Source organism: Streptomyces longwoodensis (genome assembly GCF_001514125.1).
GTDB classification, from domain to species: domain Bacteria; phylum Actinomycetota; class Actinomycetes; order Streptomycetales; family Streptomycetaceae; genus Streptomyces; species Streptomyces longwoodensis.
Window position 1 is genome coordinate 176931 of sequence record NZ_KQ948559.1, and the last position, 17220, is coordinate 194150.

Consider the following 17220-nt stretch of genomic DNA (forward strand, 5'->3'; position numbering starts at 1 on the left):
CCCCCTCGCGGCGGCGTCCAGGGGGCGTTGGGCACTGCTTGGGAGTTGCCCATGCCTGTGGCAAGAATTCACATCCCGGCAACGTGGACCCGTACCATCGCGCCATGGCAAAGGCACCCGTTCTCACGCCCCAGGCGGACGACTTCCCCCGCTGGTACCAGGATCTGATCAACAAGGCGGAGCTGGCCGACAACGGCCCGGTGCGCGGCACCATGGTGATCCGACCGTACGGGTACGGGCTGTGGGAGCGGATGCAGGCCGAGATGGACGCCCGCATCAAGGAGACCGGCACCCAGAACGCCTACTTCCCCCTGCTGATCCCCGAGTCCTACCTCACCCGCGAGGCCGACCACGTCGAGGGCTTCGCACCGGAGCTGGCGGTCGTCACGCACGGCGGCGGCAAGGAGCTGGAGGAGCCGGCGGTCGTCCGGCCCACCTCCGAGATGATCATCAACGACTACTTCTCGAAGTGGGTGCAGAGCTACCGCGACCTGCCGCTGCTCATCAACCAGTGGGCGAACGTGGTGCGCTGGGAACTGCGGCCCCGTCTCTTCCTGCGCACCACGGAGTTCCTGTGGCAGGAGGGCCACACCGCGCACGCCACCCACGAGGACGCGCGCGACTTCGCCTCCCGCATCCACCGCCGGGTCTACGAGGACTTCATGGTGAACGTCCTCGCCATGGACGTCGTGCCCGGCCGCAAGACGGTCCGGGAGCGGTTCGCCGGCGCCATCAACACCCTCACGCTGGAAGGCATGATGGGCGACGGCAAGGCGCTGCAGATGGCCACCAGCCACGAGCTGGGCCAGAACTTCGCCAAGGCGTTCAACACCACGTACCTCTCCCAGGACGGCACCCAGGAGCTGGTCTGGCAGACCTCCTGGGGCTCGACCACGCGCATGATCGGCGCCCTGGTGATGATGCACGGCGACGACAACGGGCTGCGCGTGCCGCCGCGGCTCGCGCAGGTCCAGGCCGTGGTCCTGGCGATCAAGGGTGACGAGGCGGTTCTGGCCACGGTGCGCGAGCTCGGCGACCGGCTGAAGGCGGCCGGGATCCGCGTCCAGGTCGACGACCGGGTGGACACCCCGTTCGGGCGGCGCGCGGTCGACTGGGAGCTCAAGGGCGTGCCCCTGCGCATCGAGATCGGGCCGCGCGACCTGGAGAACGGCACCGCGATGCTGGCCCGCCGCATCCCCGGCGGCAAGGAGGCGGTCTCCCTGGACACGCTGGTCGAGCGGCTGCCGGGCCTGCTGGAGGAGGACCAGGCGCTGCTGCTCACCCAGTCCCGCGAGCGCCGACTGGCGCGCACCGTCGAGGTCGCCACGGTCGAGGAGGCCGTCGAGGCCGCCGCGACCGGCTGGGCCCGCATCCCGTGGGCGGCCCTCGGCGCGGAGGGCGAGGCCCGGCTGGCCGAGCAGGGCGTGACCGTGCGCTGCCTGGTCGCCGAGGACGGGTCGGTGCCGCTGACCGAGGACGCACCCGGTAACGTCGCGGTCGTCGCGCGCGCTTACTGAGGCAACGGGCCGGGGCGCGAAGCGGCCGGAACTCCTCTTGCGCCCCGGCCCGCCGCCCCTCACCCGGCGCACGCGGGCCGCGTACACGCCGGGGCGTACGGCGGACTACGCACCACCTTGTGGTGAGCTGCGAGGCTTCTCCGCAGATCAGCGCACCCGCCCTCGTCAGGACGCATCAGTGGCAACTGACGGGTACGTGCAAATTATTTGGGATGGCCCGGAATAGGAACACAGCGGCACTCCCGCTCGTTGTCATTACGTGAGCACGACACAGACACCACCTGTTCTCGCCGCAGAGCTGGCACAGGCGTGGGCCGACATTCAGCGGCACCACCCCGAACTGCCGGACCTTGCCGCGCCAGAATCCCTGATCGGGGAGTCGTCGTCCGCGTGCGGTCACGAGCTCTCCTTCGAGCGGTTGCTGCACGAGGCAGTGCACGGGATCGCCGCCGCGCGCGGCGTCCGTGACACGTCGCGGGCCGGCCGCTACCACAACCGCAGGTTCCTCGCGATCGCCGAGGAGCTGGGCCTGGACCACCCCGACGAACCGCACCCCAGCAGCGGTTTCTCACTGGTCACGCTCAGCCCCGAGGCCAAGCGGCGGTACCGCCCGACCATCGAGCGGCTCCAGCGGGCCCTCAAGGCCCACACCGCGGCGACGTCCTCCGACGCCACCCGCGCCTTCCGCGGCCCGGCCGCGCGGCACGGCTCCTCCGGCGGCGGGGTCCGGGTCAAGGCCGTGTGCGACTGCGGGCGCAACGTCCGGGTCGTCCCCTCGGTCCTGGCCCAGGCGCCGATCGTCTGCGGCGGCTGCGGGAAGCCGTTCCGCATCCCGGAGGTCGCCGGCGCGGCCTAGCGCACCGACGCGTCACCGGCATCTCGTGGCTGCCGGTTGCGCGGGGCGCGGGGAGCGCGTGCCCGGTCACCGATCGGTGGTGACCGGCCGCGCGGTTCCCCGCGCCCCGTGGTGCAACCCCCCGCGCCCGTCGGCTCCCTCCCCACCGGGCATCCCCGCCGGGTGCCGTTGCCGCCTGCCCGCCCGCGCGGGCCGTACCGGCGCCCGGGCCCGGAGCGCCCTCCCGGGTGTGGCACAATGGCTAGCTGTACTCGACAGTCGCACAGGACCCCTCTCTCCTCCGGCTGACGCGTCCATCGGGCACTCGGGTACCGCAACCCCACGCGGCAGTTCCGCCGTGCCCAACCACGTCAATTCCAGGAGAACCCACTCCCGTGGCAGTCAAGATCAAGCTGAAGCGTCTGGGCAAGATCCGTTCGCCTCACTACCGCATCGTCGTCGCCGACTCCCGTACCCGCCGTGACGGCCGGGCCATCGAGGAGATCGGCAAGTACCACCCGACGTACCACCCCTCGATCATCGAGGTGGACGCCGAGCGCGTGGCGTACTGGCTCGGTGTCGGCGCCCAGCCGACCGAGCCCGTGCTCGCCATCCTGAAGAAGACCGGCGACTGGCAGAAGTTCAAGGGCGAGCCCGCCCCGGCTCCGCTGCTGACCGCCGAGCCGAAGAAGGCGCGCCCGTCGTTCGAGGCCCTGGGCGGCGACGACGAGGGCAAGGGTGAGGCGATCACCCAGAAGAAGAAGGCCGAGAAGAAGGACGAGGCCGCGGCTGAGTCCGAGTCGGCCGAGGCCTGAGCCAGATGCTCGAAGAGGCGCTTGAGCACCTCGTGAAGGGCATCGTCGACAACCCTGACGATGTGCAGGTCGCCTCGCGCAACCTGCGCCGCGGACGTGTGCTCGAGGTCCGGGTCCACCCGGACGACCTCGGCAAGGTGATCGGCCGCAACGGCCGTACCGCACGCGCTCTGCGCACCGTCGTGGGCGCCATCGGCGGCCGCGGCGTCCGCGTCGACCTCGTCGACGTGGACCACGTCCGCTGACGCATTCGCAGCATCGCACCACCGGCTCGGGCCGGGGACGGCTCACCGCCCTCCCCGGCCCGAGCCGTATGGTCCGCCGCCCGGCTCCTGTTCCGCGTGCGGCGACCGTCCCGACCGTTCCGACAGGAGAACACCGACAGTGCAGCTCGTAGTCGCACGGATCGGCCGCGCCCACGGCATCAAGGGCGAGGTCACCGTCGAGGTACGCACCGACGAGCCCGAGCTGCGGCTCGCTCCCGGGGCCGTCCTGGCCACCGACCCGGCCGGCACCGGGCCGCTCACCATCGCCTCCGGCCGCGTCCACAGCGGCCGGCTCCTCCTGCGCTTCGAGGGCGTCGGGGACCGCACCGCCGCCGAGGCCCTGCGCAACACCCTCCTGATCGCCGAGGTCGACCCGGAGGAGCTGCCGGAGGGCGAGGACGAGTACTACGACCACCAGCTGATCGACCTCGACGTGGTCACCGAGGACGGCACCGAGGTCGGCCGGATCACCGAGATCTCGCACCTGCCCACCCAGGACCTGTTCATCGTGGAGCGGCCCGACGGCACCGAGGTGATGATCCCCTTCGTCGAGGAGATCGTCACCGGGATCGACCTGGAGGAGCAGCGCGCGGTCATCGCGCCCCCGCCGGGCCTGATCGACGACCGCGCCGAGATCGCCTCCTCCCGGGACGACGCCGAGGACGACGCGGAGGACGGCTCCGAGGACCGTGCGGGGGACGGCGCGGAAGGCGCCCCGGGGGACGAGTCGTAATGCGCCTCGACGTCGTCACGATCTTCCCCGAGTACCTCGAACCGCTGAACGTCTCCCTCGTCGGCAAGGCACGCGCACGCGGACAGCTCGACGTGCACGTCCACGACCTGCGGCGCTGGACCCACGACCGGCACAACACCGTCGACGACACCCCGTACGGCGGCGGCCCCGGCATGGTGATGAAAACCGACCCCTGGGGCGACGCCCTGGACGCGGTCCTCGCCGACGGCTACGAACGCGGCGCCCACGCGCCCGCGCTCATCGTGCCGACCCCGAGCGGCCGCCCCTTCACCCAGGACCTCGCCGTCGAGCTGTCCGAACGCCCCTGGCTGGTCTTCACGCCGGCCCGCTACGAGGGCATCGACCGGCGCGTCATCGACGAGTACGCCACCCGGATACCGGTGTACGAGGTCTCCATCGGCGACTACGTCCTGGCCGGCGGCGAGGCGGCCGTGCTGGTCGTCACCGAGGCCGTGGCCCGGCTGCTGCCCGGCGTCCTCGGCAACGCCGAGTCCCACCGCGACGACTCCTTCGCGCCCGGCGCCATGGCCAGCCTCCTCGAGGGCCCCGTCTACACCAAGCCCCCCGAGTGGCGCGGCCGCGGCATCCCGGACGTGCTGCTCAGCGGCCACCACGGGAAGATCGCCCGCTGGCGCCGCGACGAGGCCCTGCGCCGCACCACCGCCCACCGGCCCGACCTGATCGAGCGCTGCACGCCCGCGTCCTTCGACAAGAAGGACCGCGAGATGCTGTCCATCCTCGGCTGGGAACCGGATCCCGCAGGTGAGCCGTACGGCCGATTTTGGCGACGGGCCCCCGGCATGGAAGAATAGGCGGCTGTTGTGCCGTGCACGGTCCGGCGCGCGCCCCTGCCACAGGGGGAGACGACGCCCGCCCCGACCTCACGGCCCCTTTTTCGGACACCCCTAGTTTCCGTTGATGACCTGTGGCATCAGCGAAGAAAGCAGACGACATGGCCCACCTGCTCGACACCGTCGACTCCGCCTCGCTGCGCAGCGACGTCCCGGCGTTCCGCCCGGGTGACACCGTCAACGTCCACGTGCGCGTCATCGAGGGCAACCGCTCCCGTGTGCAGCAGTTCAAGGGCGTCGTGATCCGCCGCCAGGGCTCCGGCGTGCGCGAGACCTTCACGGTCCGCAAGGTCTCCTTCTCCGTCGGCGTGGAGCGCACCTTCCCGGTGCACACCCCGATCGTCGAGAAGATCGAGCTCGTCACCCGCGGCGACGTGCGCCGCGCCAAGCTGTACTACCTCCGTGAGCTGCGCGGCAAGGCCGCGAAGATCAAGGAGAAGCGCGAGAACTGAGCGCGTTCGGGAGTCCCCCTCCGGGCCGGATAGCATCTGGCCCCGATGGACACCGAAGCACAGCCGACGGAGCGCGACCGCTCCTCCCGCCCCGCCCCGCCCGGCCACCCGCCGGACGGCGAGGGACCGGAGGGACGGTCGCGCTTCGCGTTGGCGGCGCGGATCACCGACCTGCTCCCGGGCGGCCGCGTCAGCCTCACGCTGCTGATCTGCCTGGTCCTCCTGCTGCTCCTCAACACGTTCGTGGCCCAGCCCTTCCAGATCCCCAGCGGATCCATGGAGAACGGATTGAGGATCGGGGACCGCGTTCTCGTAAATAAGTTGGCGTACCGTTTCGGTGCCGCGCCGCGCCGCGGCGATGTCGTCGTGTTCGACGGCACGGGGTACTTCGGTGACGCCGACTACGTCAAACGCGTCGTGGGCGTGGGGGGAGACCACGTGGTCTGCTGCGACCAGGAGGGGAGGATCCGGGTGAACGGCCGGTCGGTCGACGAGTCGACGTTCCTGTACCCCGGCGACAGTCCGTCCACGGTGCCCTTCGACGTCGTCGTGCCCGACGGCACGCTGTTCGTGCTCGGCGACCACCGCAGCGACTCCCGCGACTCCCGCGACCACCTCGGCTCGCCGGGCGGCGGCATGATCCCGGTCCACGAGGTCGTCGGCCGCGTCGACTGGATCGTCTGGCCCACCGCCCACCTGACCCGCCTGCACCGGCCGGACGCGTACGCGCGCGTGCCGGCGGCCACTTCCTCCGGCGGGCCCACCCCTGCCGCCTCCCCGGGTGCCGCGGGCGGTGCCCATGGGTAACCGCGGCAAGCCGCGCGGCACACCGGGTGACGGGGCGGCCAACCTCCTGCCCACCGGCTCCCGGCGGGCCTCCGGCTCCTCCTCCGCGGGGCGCACGCGCGCGGAGCGCCGCAAGCTCCAGCGCAAGGTCAAGCGCAAGCGCAGGCGCTCCGCCGTCCGGGAGGTCCCGCTGCTGGTCGGCGTCGCCGTCCTGATCGCGCTCGTGCTGAAGACGTTCCTGGTGCAGGCGTTCGTCATCCCGTCCGGCTCGATGGAGCAGACGATCCGGATCGGCGACCGCGTCCTCGTCGACAAGTTCACCCCGTGGTTCGGCTCCGAGCCCGAGCGCGGGGACGTCGTCGTGTTCAAGGACCCCGGCGGCTGGCTCCAGGACGAGCAGAGCACCACCCGGAAGAACGACCCCGTGGTGGTCAAGCAGGTCAAGGGGGCCCTGACCTTCATCGGCCTGCTGCCCTCGGACAACGAGAAGGACCTCATCAAGCGCGTCGTCGGCGTCGGCGGCGACCACGTCAAGTGCTGCGACACCCAGGGGCGGATCACCGTCAACGGCGTTCCCCTGAACGAGGGGGGTTACCTCTATCCGGGCAACGCCCCCTCCAACACCCCGTTCGACGTGACCGTCCCGCAGGGCCGGCTGTGGGTGATGGGCGACCACCGGGCCAACTCGGCCGACTCCCGCTTCCACCAGGACACCGACTACGGCGGCACCGTCTCCGTGGACGAGGTGGTGGGCCGGGCCATGGTCATCGCCTGGCCGCTCGGCCACTGGGACAGTCTTAAGGAACCGCAAACCTTCTCCTCGGTCACCGACTCGGCGGCCTCCGCTGCCGTCCCGGCCCCCCGGCTGTCGCATAGGGTTGCTCCCGACGATCGAAACGGAACGATCCGACTCCCGAGCCCTGCGGAACTCCCGCTCGTTATGGGAGTGGTGGGCCTGCGCCGCGTAGGGAGCAGGCAGCGGCACAGAGTGAGGAGTTGGCGTGGGGGATGTGGCGGTTGGCGCACGGTCCGGACACGACGGCGAGGAGCACCGCGGACGTCCCGTGGAAGCGGCCGACCGGGCCGCGGACGGCGCCGTGACCTCCGGGAATGACCCCGGTGCGGCCCAGGACGGGCCACCCGGGGAGCAGGCCGGGACCGGCGGCGGACAGGGCGCGGACGGCCCCGACGGCACCGGCAGCTCCGGCGCCTCGCCGAAGCAGCCCAAGAAGCCGCGCTCCTTCTGGAAGGAGCTGCCGATCCTGATCGGCATCGCGCTGGTCCTGGCGCTGCTGATCAAGACGTTCCTGGTGCAGGCGTTCTCCATCCCGTCCGACTCGATGCAGAACACCCTCCAGCGCGGCGACCGCGTCCTGGTCGACAAGCTGACCCCGTGGTTCGGCTCCGAGCCCGAACGCGGCGAGGTCATCGTCTTCCACGACCCGGACAACTGGCTCGCCGGTGAGCCCACCCCCGAGCCGAACGCCCTGCAGACCTTCCTCAGCTGGATCGGCCTGATGCCCTCCGCCGAGGAGAAGGACCTGATCAAGCGGGTCATCGGCGTCGGCGGCGACACCGTCGCGTGCAACGGCACCGGTCCGCTGACCGTCAACGGCAAGGCGCTGAACGAGCCGTACGTGTACCCGGGCAACACCCCGTGCAGCCAGGACGACCAGGGCGGTCAGTTCACCGTGAAGGTCCCGAAGGGCTACGTGTGGGTGATGGGCGACCACCGTCAGAACTCGCGGGACTCGCGCTACAACCAGTCCGACCGCCACCACGGCATGGTCCCGGTCGACGACGTCGTGGGCCGCGCCGTCGTCAAGGCCTGGCCGATCAACCGCTGGGGCACCCTGCCGGTCCCGGACACCTTCGACCAGCCCGGCCTCAGCGCCCGCTCGGCCGCCGTCACCGTCGCGCCGGAGGGCCTCGCGCTCGTCGGCGTCGTACCGGTGGCCCTGTGGCGCCGCCGGCGGGCCACCGCGGCGGCGACGGCCCGACCGACCACCTCGTCCGCGCCCCGCTAGGGAGACACCCCCCTTGGGGCCGTGGACCGGCCCGACCCGCACCTCAGCGCCCTGGCAAACCCTTTCCCAAGCTTGGGGCCCCGGCGGCCGGCGAGGGGCTGACCCCGTTCGGTACCGCCGGGTAGGGTGCGGACCCATGGGTGGCGAGAGCACGACACGAACGGCCCCGCACGGCGGCGGCACCACGGCGGGCCCGGTGGGCGGCCGGACCGGACAGCGGCTGTCCGGGCTGGCCATCGCGCTGGGCCTGGTGCTGTTCCTCGGCGGCTTCGCCTGGGGAGCGGTGGTCTACCGGCCGTACACCGTGCCCACCAGCTCGATGTCCCCGACCATCAACGCCGGGGCCCGGGTCCTGGCCCAGCGGATCGACGGCGGCGAGGTGCGCCGCGGTGACGTGGTGGTCTTCCACGACAAGAGTTGGGTCACCAACGCCGACGTGGTCAAGCGGGTCGTCGCCGTCGGCGGCGACACCGTCGCCTGCTGCACGAACGGCAAGCTCACCGTCAACGGCAAGCAGATCGACGAGCCCTACCTGCCCGACGGCAGCCTCGCCGAGATCACGGACTTCCCCACCGTGAAGGTCCCCGCCGGCCGCCTCTTCCTGCTCGGTGACGAGCGCCAGGGCTCCCTGGACTCCACCGCCCACCTCTCCGACGCCGCCCAGGGCACGGTCGCCCGCAGCGCGGTCAGCGCGCGCGTGGACGCCGTCGTCTACCCCATGGACGGCATGCTGAAGCGCCCCACCGGCTTCCAGGCCCTGGGCAGCCTTTCCCAGCCGGGGCCGCTGCGCCTGGTCCTCACGCTGATCGTCGTCGGGGCGGTCCTCGTCCTCGGCGGCGCCGCGTACGGCCCGATCGCCAAGCGCGCGGCCGGCCGCCGTGGGGCGCGACCGGCGATGGGGGCGGCCGGTGCCCGCTGAGACGTCCGCGGGTGCGGGTGCTGGTGCGGCGGGTGCGGGTGCTGGTGTTGATGCCGGTGCCGGTGCCGGTGCCGGTGCCGGTGCCGGCGTTCCCGCGGACGGCTACGACGGCGGGCTGCGCCGGGTCGCGCGGGTGGTCCTGCTGGACCCCGACGACCGCATCCTGCTGCTGCACGGGCACGAGCCGGACGACCCGGCCGACGACTGGTGGTTCACCCCCGGCGGCGGCGTCGAGGGCGACGAGACCCGTGAGGCGGCCGCGGTGCGGGAACTCGCCGAGGAGACGGGCATCACCGACGTCGACCTCGGCCCCGTGCTGTGGCGGCGCCGGTGCTCGTTCCCGTTCGCGGGCCGCCGCTGGGACCAGGACGAGTGGTACTACCTGGCCCGTACGACGACCACGGCGACCCGCGCCCTGGCCCTGACGGAACTGGAACGGCGCAGCGTCGCCGGAGCGAGGTGGTGGACCTGTGCGGAACTGACCGGGACGCATGAGACGGTGTATCCGACCAGACTCGCCGAGCTGTTGCGCAGGCTGCTCGACGAAGGTCCCCCGGCCGGGCCGGTGACCCTTGACACGGAAATCGTCTAGGGGTCCGCGGTGCTGGCGCACAATGGGGGGATCGCACGGCTGAAGGGGAACATGCCATGAGCGCCGAGGACCTCGAGAAGTACGAGACCGAGATGGAGCTGAAGCTCTACCGGGAGTACCGCGATGTCGTCGGTCTGTTCAAATACGTGATCGAGACCGAGCGGCGTTTCTACCTGACCAACGACTACGAGATGCAGGTGCACTCGGTCCAGGGTGAGGTGTTCTTCGAGGTGTCGATGGCGGACGCATGGGTGTGGGACATGTACCGGCCGGCCCGGTTCGTGAAGCAAGTGCGGGTCCTCACGTTCAAGGACGTGAACATCGAGGAGCTCAACAAGAGCGACCTGGAGCTCCCGGGCGGGTGACGGGGTTTTCCACAACCGCTGAGTAGTCCCCGGAGATCAACTCCGCGGGACGCCGTGCGTGACGGTGGGCACCGGAGGTGGTGCCGACATGAACGCACGCAGTGCACTCGGCAGGTACGGCGAGACGCTGGCCGCACGACGGCTGGCGGAGGCCGGGATGACGGTCCTGGAGCGCAACTGGCGCTGGGGCAGGACCGGAGAGATCGACATCGTCGCCCGGGACGGCGACGTGCTGGTCGTCTGTGAGGTGAAGACCCGCAGGAGCCGTGCTTACGAACACCCGATGGCCGCGGTGACCCCGGAGAAGGCCCAGCGCCTGCGCGGCCTGGCCGAGGGCTGGATCCACGCCCACGGCGGCGCCCCGCCGGGCGGCGTCCGCATCGACCTGGTGGGCGTCGTCCTGCCGGACCGCGGCGCGCCCGTCGTCGAGCACGTGCGGGGGGTGGCCTGACATGGGGTTCGCACGGACGTGTTCGGTGGCCCTGGTGGGCGTGGAGGGCGTGGTCGTCGAGGTCCAGGCCGACCTGGAACCGGGAGTGGCCGCCTTCACCCTGGTCGGCCTCCCGGACAAGAGCCTGACGGAGAGCCGCGACCGGGTCCGGGCCGCGGTGGTGAACTCGGGCGGCGAATGGCCCCAGAAGAAGCTCACCGTGGGACTCAGCCCCGCCTCGGTCCCCAAGGCCGGCAGCGGCTTCGACCTGGCGGTGGCGTGCGCGGTGCTGGGGGCCGCCGAGCGGATCGACCCCCGGGTGCTCGCCGACATCGTGATGATCGGCGAGCTGGGGCTCGACGGCCGGGTGCGCCCGGTGCGTGGCATCCTGCCCGCGGTCCTGGCGGCCGCCGAGGCCGGGTACGAACAGGTCGTGGTGCCCGAGTGCGCGGCCGCCGAGGCCTCGCTGGTGCCGGGTGTGTCCGTGCTCGGGGTGCGCAGCCTGCGTCAGCTGATCGCGGTCCTCGCGGACGAGCCGGTCCCCGAGGAGGCCCCGGACGAGCAGGGCCGCCCGGACCCGCTGCTGGCCGGCCTGCGCGTGCCGGGCACGGGCGCGGCCACCGGCATGCACAGCATGGGCGCGGCCCAGCACGACCCGGGGCACGACCTGTCCGACGTGGTCGGGCAGGTCTCGGCACGGACCGCGGTGGAGGTCTCCGCGGCGGGCGGCCACCACCTGTTCCTGGAGGGTCCGCCCGGCGCCGGCAAGACCATGCTCGCCGAGCGCCTGCCGGCCGTCCTGCCCCGGCTGACCGGCCAGGAGTCCCTCGAGGTCACCGCCGTGCACTCGGTGGCCGGGCTGCTGCCCCCGGGCAAGCCGCTGATCGACGTGCCGCCCTACTGCGCCCCGCACCACTCGGCCACCATGCAGGCACTCGTCGGCGGCGGCCCGTCGATCGCCCGGCCCGGCGCGGTCTCCCTGGCCCACCGTGGCGTGCTCTTCCTGGACGAGACTCCCGAGTTCAACAGCCAGGCCCTGGACGCGCTCCGCCAGCCCCTGGAGTCCGGGCACGTGGTGATCGCCCGGAGCGCCGGGGTGGTGCGCTTCCCCGCCCGGTTCCTGATGGTGCTGGCCGCCAATCCCTGCCCGTGCGGCCGCTTCTCCCAGCGGGACTCCCTGTGCGAGTGCCCGCCATCGGCGATCCGGCGCTACCAGGCGAGGCTGTCCGGACCCCTGCTCGACCGCGTCGACCTGCGCGTGGAGGTCGACCCGGTCAGCCGCGCCGAGCTGGCGCACCGGGGCCCCGGGGGCGAGTCCACGGAGGTCGTCGCGACCCGCGTCCACGCCGCCCGGGAGCGGGCGGCGGCCCGGCTGGCCGGGACACCGTGGCGGACCAACAGCGAGGTGCCGGGACGGGAGCTGCGCACCCGCTGGCACGCCGCGCGGGGCGCGATGGACGAGGCCGAGCGCAACCTGGAGCGGGGCGTGCTCACCGCCCGGGGACTCGACCGGGTCCTGCGGGTCGCCTGGACCGTCGCGGACCTGGTCGGACACGACCGGCCCGACGCGACGGACGTGGCGCTGGCCCTGCAGCTGCGCACCGGGGTGCCCCGCGGGGTGCCGATGGCCATCGGAGCCCTGACGTGAGCGGCCCCGGCACCGTTCCGGACGACGAGCGCGCGGCCCGGGTCTTCCTCGGGCGGGTGATCGAGCCCGGGGACGAGGTCGCGGGGCGATGGATCCGGCAGACCGGGGCCCGCGGGGCCGTGCGTCAGCTGCTGCGCGGCGGGGACCAGGGGGCGCCGGCCGGGGTGAGCGAGCGGCGGTGGGCCGGGCTGCGGGCCCGGGCCGGTACGGCCGACGCCGCCCGCGACCTCGCCCTGGCCGCCACCACCGGCCTGCGGTTCGTGTGCCCCGGCGACACCGAGTGGCCCGGCACGCTCGACGACCTCGGGGACGCGCGGCCACTCGGCCTGTGGGTGCGGGGCAGCCCCAGCCTGCGGATGTGGGCGCTGCGCTCCGTCGCCGTCGTCGGCGCCCGCGCCTGCACCGAGTACGGCGCCCACATGGCCACCACCCTCGCCGCGGGCCTCGCCGAGCGCGGCTGGGTCGTCGTCTCCGGCGGGGCCTACGGCGTCGACGGCGCCGCGCACCGGGGCGCGCTCGGCGCCGGCGGTGCCACCGTCGCCGTCCTCGCCTGCGGCGTCGACCGGCCCTACCCGCGCGGCCACGCCGGGCTGATCCACCGGATCGCGGAACAGGGCCTGGTCGTCGGCGAGCTGCCGCCCGGGGAGCATCCGACGCCGAGCCGGTTCGTGCTGCGCAACCGGGTCATCGCCGCGCTGACCCGGGGCACGGTGGTCGTCGAGGCCGCCTACCGCAGCGGTTCGCTCGTCACCGCGCGGGCCGCCCGGCGCCTCGGCCGGCACACCATGGGCGTGCCGGGCCCGGCGACCAGTGCCCTGTCCGCGGGGGTGCACGAACTCCTGCGCGGGGAGGCCGTCCTGGTCACCGACGCGGCGGAAGTCGTCGAACTGGTCGGTGACATGGGGGAACTGGCGCCCGAGCGGCGCGGTCCCGTCCTGCCGCGCGACCTGCTGGACCCCGCCGCCCGCCGCGTCCTGGCCGCCCTGCCCGGCCGGCGGGCGGCCCCGGCGGACGAGGTCGCCCGGGGCGCGCAGACCACCGAGGACGACGCGGTCGCCCGGCTCTACGAGCTCAGGGCGCTGGGCTACGTCGAACGACTGGGCGACGGCTGGAAGTTGACACGCCAGGCGGTGCTCTCCGTTCGACCGGGTCCGCGTCAGCCCTGACCCGTTCGGTTCGGCCGTCCGGGGGAACGCGTAACGCCTTGGGAATTGCGGCAGTTGACGCGGTCCCCGGACGGGCCGAGGGCCGCCGCGCCTCTCCGGCACGCGCGGAGGAACGTATCTGCGCATGGGCCGGGACCCGCTCTTCGCTCATTGCGACGCTCCAGTCACGCTACGCTCACGTGGATTCCGACGTAGAACACAGACCGGCAACTCCACGGCAGAACGGCACAAGGCGACGAATGCCCCAGCACACCTCCGGGTCCGACCGGGCGGCGATCCCCCCAGCCGCCCGCGACGGTGGCAGCGTGCGGCCGCCCGCCCCCTCGACGCTCGACGAGCTGTGGCGGTCGTACAAGGCGACGGGCGACGAACGGCTGCGGGAACAACTGATCCTGCACTACTCGCCCCTGGTGAAATACGTGGCGGGCCGCGTCAGCGTGGGCCTGCCGCCCAACGTCGAGCAGGCGGACTTCGTCTCCTCCGGGGTCTTCGGGCTGATCGACGCGATCGAGAAGTTCGACGTCGACCGCGAGATCAAGTTCGAGACCTACGCCATCACCCGGATCCGCGGCGCCATGATCGACGAGCTGCGGGCCCTGGACTGGATCCCCCGCTCCGTGCGGCAGAAGGCGCGCAACGTCGAGCGCGCCTACGCCACCCTGGAGGCGCGGCTGCGGCGGACCCCGTCGGAGATCGAGGTCGCCGCCGAACTGGGGATCGCGGTCGACGAACTGCACGCCGTGTTCAGCCAGTTGTCGCTGGCCAACGTGGTCGCCCTCGACGAGCTGCTGCACGTCGGCGGTGAGGGCGGCGACGGGCTGAGCTTCATGGACACCCTCGAGGACACCGCCGCGGACAACCCCGTCGAAGTGGCCGAGGACCGCGAGCTGCGGCGCTTCCTGGCGCGGGCGATCAACACCCTGCCCGACCGGGAGAAGACCGTCGTCACCCTCTACTACTACGAGGGCCTCACCCTCGCCGAGATCGGCAACGTCCTCGGCGTGACCGAGAGCCGGGTCAGCCAGATCCACACCAAGTCGGTGCTCCAGCTGCGCGCGAAGCTGGCGAGCTTCGGCCGGTGAGTGTCGGCCGGTGAGCTCCGTCCGCTGGGCTGCGGCCCGTGGGTGTCGGTCGGGCGACCCCGCACCGTGGCCGGTCTCCTGCGGCACTCCCGTCGCGGCAGGCGCGTCCGTACAGTGGTCGGGTGCCAAGGATTCGAGCGGCCTCCGTGGCCGAGCACCGGTCGATGCAGCGAGCCGCCCTGCTGGACGCGGCCCGCACCCTGCTGTCCGAGGGCGGCACGGACGCGCTGACCTTCCCGGCCCTCGCGGAGCGGACGGGGCTCGCGCGCTCCTCCGTCTACGAGTACTTCCGGTCGCGGGCCGCGGTCGTCGAGGAACTGTGCGAGGTCGACTTCCCCGTCTGGGCGGCGGAGGTCGAGGCGGCCATGGCCGCGGCCGACGGACCCGCCGCCCAGGTCGAGGCCTACGTGCGCACGCAGCTGGACCTGGTCGGCGACCGGCGCCACCGGGCGGTCGTGGCCATCTCGGCCAGCGAGCTGGACGCCGGCGCCCGGGAGAAGATCCGCGCCGCGCACGGCGCCCTCGTCTCGATGATCGTCGACGCCCTGACCGGGCTCGGCCACGCGGAACCCCGGCTGGCCGCGATGCTGGTCCAGGGCGTCGTGGACGCCGCGGTACGCCGTATCGAGCTCGGCGCGGCGGAGGAACCCCGGGTCGTCGCGGAGGCGGCGGTGAGCATGGTGCTGCGGGGCGTACGGGGCTGAGACCCGTCCGGCAGCGGTACCCCCCACACCGGCAGCAGCCTCGACGGCCCCCGCCGCAGCAGCCACGGCGGCAGCAGTGACAGCGGGTCCAGGTAGCCCTCGCCCCTGAGCAGGCCCCAGTGCACGCACGTGCCCGCACAGTGGGAGCCCGACGGCTCCACCGTGCCGATCACCTCGCCCGCCGCCACCCGCGCGCCCTGCGCGACCGAGGCCCGCACCGGCTCGTACGTCGTGCGCAGGTCGGTCCCCGTCAGCTCGACCGACACCACCCCCCTCCCGGCGACCCGGCCCGCGAAGGCCACCCGTCCCGCCGCCACCGCCCGTACCGGAGCGCCGGCCGGCGCCGCCAGGTCCACCCCGCGGTGGCCGCGGGCGTACGGCGTCGCCGGCGGGTCCCAGCCGCGCACCACGGCGGGACGCGCGCCCACCGGCCAGGAGCGGCCGATCGCCGGCACCGGGGGTGACGGGGCGGGTGGGGGAGCGGGCGACGGGGTGACGTCCGCCCGGGCGAAGACCGCCGGTGTCACCACCGACGTCAGCAGCAGGCAGACCACCAGCACCGCCGCCTGCGCCACCCGCCCCGGACCGGTCACCGGACCAGGCCACGACCCCGTCCCCGACCCCGCCCGGCCCCCCGTACACCGCATCGCTCGCATGCCCCCACCGTCCCCCGCCCCCGCTGATCATGCCGTGGCCTGTGGACGAACCCCCCGCTTGTGGACAGCGGCGTCACCCGGGCCCCCGTCGGTCCCGTACACTTCTTCTGGCGATCCGGGTCACCGGGTCGACTTCGCACGCCCCGACACCGGGCCGCCCAGCGGTCGGTGCCAGCGCCTCTCGGTCCTCTGCGGCTAGGCGCGATGCGGGCGTCAGGCGCGACGGCCGGCCGGCCGACGCGGCACAACCGAGAAACTCGAGGAGATACGGCCATGGCCGTCGTCACGATGCGGGAGCTGCTGGAGAGCGGCGTCCACTTCGGTCACCAGACCCGTCGTTGGAACCCGAAGATGAAGCGGTTCATCTTCACGGAGCGCAACGGCATCTACATCATCGACCTGCTCCAGTCGCTGTCGTACATCGACCGCGCCTACGAGTTCGTCAAGGAGACCGTCGCCCACGGCGGCACGGTCATGTTCGTCGGCACGAAGAAGCAGGCGCAGGAGGCCATCGCCGAGCAGGCCACCCGCGTCGGCATGCCCTACGTCAACCAGCGCTGGCTGGGCGGCATGCTCACCAACTTCTCGACCGTCTACAAGCGCCTGCAGCGCCTGAAGGAGCTCGAGCAGATCGACTTCGAGGACGTGGCCGCCTCCGGCCTCACCAAGAAGGAGCTGCTGGTCCTCTCCCGCGAGAAGGCCAAGCTGGAGAAGACCCTCGGCGGTATCCGCGAGATGTCCAAGGTGCCCAGCGCCGTCTGGATCGTGGACACCAAGAAGGAGCACATCGCGGTCGGTGAGGCCCGGAAGCTCAACATCCCGGTCGTCGCGATCCTCGACACCAACTGCGACCCCGACGAGGTCGACTACAAGATCCCGGGCAACGACGACGCGATCCGCTCCGTCACCCTGCTCACCCGCGTGATCGCCGACGCCGTCGCCGAGGGCCTCATCTCCCGCAGCGGTGTCGCCACCGAGGGCAAGGGCGAGAAGGCCGCGGGCGAGCCGCTGGCCGAGTGGGAGCGCGACCTGCTCGAGGGCGGCGAGAAGAAGGCCGACTCCGAGGAGACCGCTCCGGCCGCCGAGGCTGCTCCGGCTGCCGAGGCCGCCCCCGCCGCCGAGGCCGAGGCTGCTCCGGCCGAGGCCGCTCCCGCCGAGGCCCCCGCGGCCGAGGGCGAGAAGGCCGCCGAGGCCGAGCAGGCCTGATTCGACAGCGTCAGAGGTGACGGCGGGGGCGGTGACACTCACTCCGCCCCCGCCGTTCACCCGTAGGTCGGCGGCGCGTCACGGCCCTCGCGCTCCATGGGGGCCGCAGACCCCGCAGATCTCCGAATCCGCAGACTTCGAGAAAGACT

Annotated in this window: 19 protein-coding genes and 1 pseudogene; 19 read left to right on the plus strand and 1 reads right to left on the minus strand. The window is 72.8% G+C overall.

Features of this window, described 5'->3' with window-relative positions; genetic code table 11:
• The first annotated feature begins 104 nt into the window (after positions 1-104).
• The 18 genes from proS to AQJ30_RS26780 all read left to right on the plus strand — a co-directional run bounded on the left by proS (position 105) and on the right by AQJ30_RS26780 (position 15209).
• Positions 105-1517 (plus strand): proline--tRNA ligase, encoded by a 1413-nt coding sequence (proS, locus tag AQJ30_RS26695; protein ID WP_067239049.1) that lies wholly within the window; start codon positions 105-107, stop codon positions 1515-1517.
• A 259-nt stretch (positions 1518-1776) separates the two neighbouring features.
• On the plus strand, positions 1777-2373 hold the full coding sequence (locus AQJ30_RS26700) for a hypothetical protein (RefSeq protein WP_067239050.1): 597 nt from the start codon (positions 1777-1779) through the stop codon (positions 2371-2373).
• 374 nt (positions 2374-2747) lie between these two features.
• Positions 2748-3167 (plus strand): 30S ribosomal protein S16, encoded by a 420-nt coding sequence (gene rpsP, locus AQJ30_RS26705; protein ID WP_067239053.1) that lies wholly within the window; start codon positions 2748-2750, stop codon positions 3165-3167.
• A 5-nt stretch (positions 3168-3172) separates the two neighbouring features.
• Positions 3173-3412, plus strand: coding sequence for an RNA-binding protein (locus tag AQJ30_RS26710; RefSeq protein WP_003973401.1), 240 nt, complete (start codon positions 3173-3175; stop codon positions 3410-3412).
• 139 nt (positions 3413-3551) lie between these two features.
• Entirely contained in the window at positions 3552-4166 is a 615-nt protein-coding gene (gene rimM, locus AQJ30_RS26715) for a ribosome maturation factor RimM (RefSeq protein WP_067239056.1), read from the plus strand.
• Positions 4166-4999, plus strand: coding sequence for a tRNA (guanosine(37)-N1)-methyltransferase TrmD (gene trmD / locus AQJ30_RS26720; protein WP_067239058.1), 834 nt, complete (start codon positions 4166-4168; stop codon positions 4997-4999). The genes rimM and trmD overlap by 1 nt, the downstream gene beginning before the upstream one ends.
• Before the next feature lie 140 nt (positions 5000-5139).
• Positions 5140-5490, plus strand: coding sequence for a 50S ribosomal protein L19 (gene rplS / locus AQJ30_RS26725; RefSeq protein WP_067239061.1), 351 nt, complete (start codon positions 5140-5142; stop codon positions 5488-5490).
• 45 nt (positions 5491-5535) lie between these two features.
• Positions 5536-6297: a signal peptidase I gene (gene lepB / locus AQJ30_RS26730; protein ID WP_067239063.1), complete on the plus strand. Its 762-nt coding sequence runs from the start codon at positions 5536-5538 to the stop codon at positions 6295-6297.
• On the plus strand, positions 6290-7390 hold the full coding sequence (gene lepB / locus AQJ30_RS26735) for a signal peptidase I (RefSeq protein ID WP_067239066.1): 1101 nt from the start codon (positions 6290-6292) through the stop codon (positions 7388-7390). The genes lepB (AQJ30_RS26730) and lepB (AQJ30_RS26735) overlap by 8 nt, the downstream gene beginning before the upstream one ends.
• On the plus strand, positions 7278-8303 hold the full coding sequence (lepB, locus tag AQJ30_RS26740; RefSeq protein ID WP_067239069.1) for a signal peptidase I: 1026 nt from the start codon (positions 7278-7280) through the stop codon (positions 8301-8303). Before lepB (AQJ30_RS26735) ends, lepB (AQJ30_RS26740) begins: the two co-directional genes overlap by 113 nt.
• 136 nt (positions 8304-8439) lie before the next feature.
• Positions 8440-9222, plus strand: a complete 783-nt coding sequence (gene lepB / locus AQJ30_RS26745; protein ID WP_067239072.1) for a signal peptidase I — start codon at positions 8440-8442, stop codon at positions 9220-9222.
• A 115-nt stretch (positions 9223-9337) separates the two neighbouring features.
• The gene (locus AQJ30_RS26750) at positions 9338-9814 is read left to right on the plus strand and encodes an NUDIX hydrolase (RefSeq protein WP_067239281.1); all 477 of its coding nucleotides are present in this window, start codon (positions 9338-9340) and stop codon (positions 9812-9814) included.
• Between the two features lie 56 nt (positions 9815-9870).
• On the plus strand, positions 9871-10179 hold the full coding sequence (locus AQJ30_RS26755; RefSeq protein ID WP_003965949.1) for a DUF2469 domain-containing protein: 309 nt from the start codon (positions 9871-9873) through the stop codon (positions 10177-10179).
• 88 nt (positions 10180-10267) lie between these two features.
• Positions 10268-10630, plus strand: a complete 363-nt coding sequence (locus AQJ30_RS26760) for a YraN family protein (protein WP_067239076.1) — start codon at positions 10268-10270, stop codon at positions 10628-10630.
• A 1-nt stretch (position 10631) separates the two neighbouring features.
• A complete protein-coding gene (locus tag AQJ30_RS26765) occupies positions 10632-12257 on the plus strand; it encodes a YifB family Mg chelatase-like AAA ATPase (RefSeq protein WP_067239078.1) in 1626 nt (541 codons plus the stop codon).
• The gene (dprA, locus tag AQJ30_RS26770) at positions 12254-13423 is read left to right on the plus strand and encodes a DNA-processing protein DprA (RefSeq protein ID WP_067239081.1); all 1170 of its coding nucleotides are present in this window, start codon (positions 12254-12256) and stop codon (positions 13421-13423) included. Before AQJ30_RS26765 ends, dprA begins: the two co-directional genes overlap by 4 nt.
• 239 nt (positions 13424-13662) lie before the next feature.
• Positions 13663-14505, plus strand: a complete 843-nt coding sequence (gene whiG / locus AQJ30_RS26775; protein ID WP_067239084.1) for an RNA polymerase sigma factor WhiG — start codon at positions 13663-13665, stop codon at positions 14503-14505.
• 146 nt (positions 14506-14651) lie between these two features.
• Complete coding sequence (locus AQJ30_RS26780) at positions 14652-15209, plus strand: TetR/AcrR family transcriptional regulator (RefSeq protein WP_067239087.1); 558 nt, start codon at positions 14652-14654, stop codon at positions 15207-15209.
• Positions 15210-15217: 8 nt separating this feature from the next.
• Here AQJ30_RS26780 and AQJ30_RS37330 read toward each other — a convergent pair.
• Positions 15218-15751 (minus strand): annotated as a pseudogene (locus AQJ30_RS37330) (murein hydrolase activator EnvC family protein); the annotation flags it as partial.
• 387 nt (positions 15752-16138) lie between these two features.
• Between AQJ30_RS37330 and rpsB the strand changes: the two are divergent.
• Complete coding sequence (gene rpsB / locus AQJ30_RS26785) at positions 16139-17071, plus strand: 30S ribosomal protein S2 (RefSeq protein ID WP_067239090.1); 933 nt, start codon at positions 16139-16141, stop codon at positions 17069-17071.
• Positions 17072-17220 lie beyond the last annotated feature (149 nt).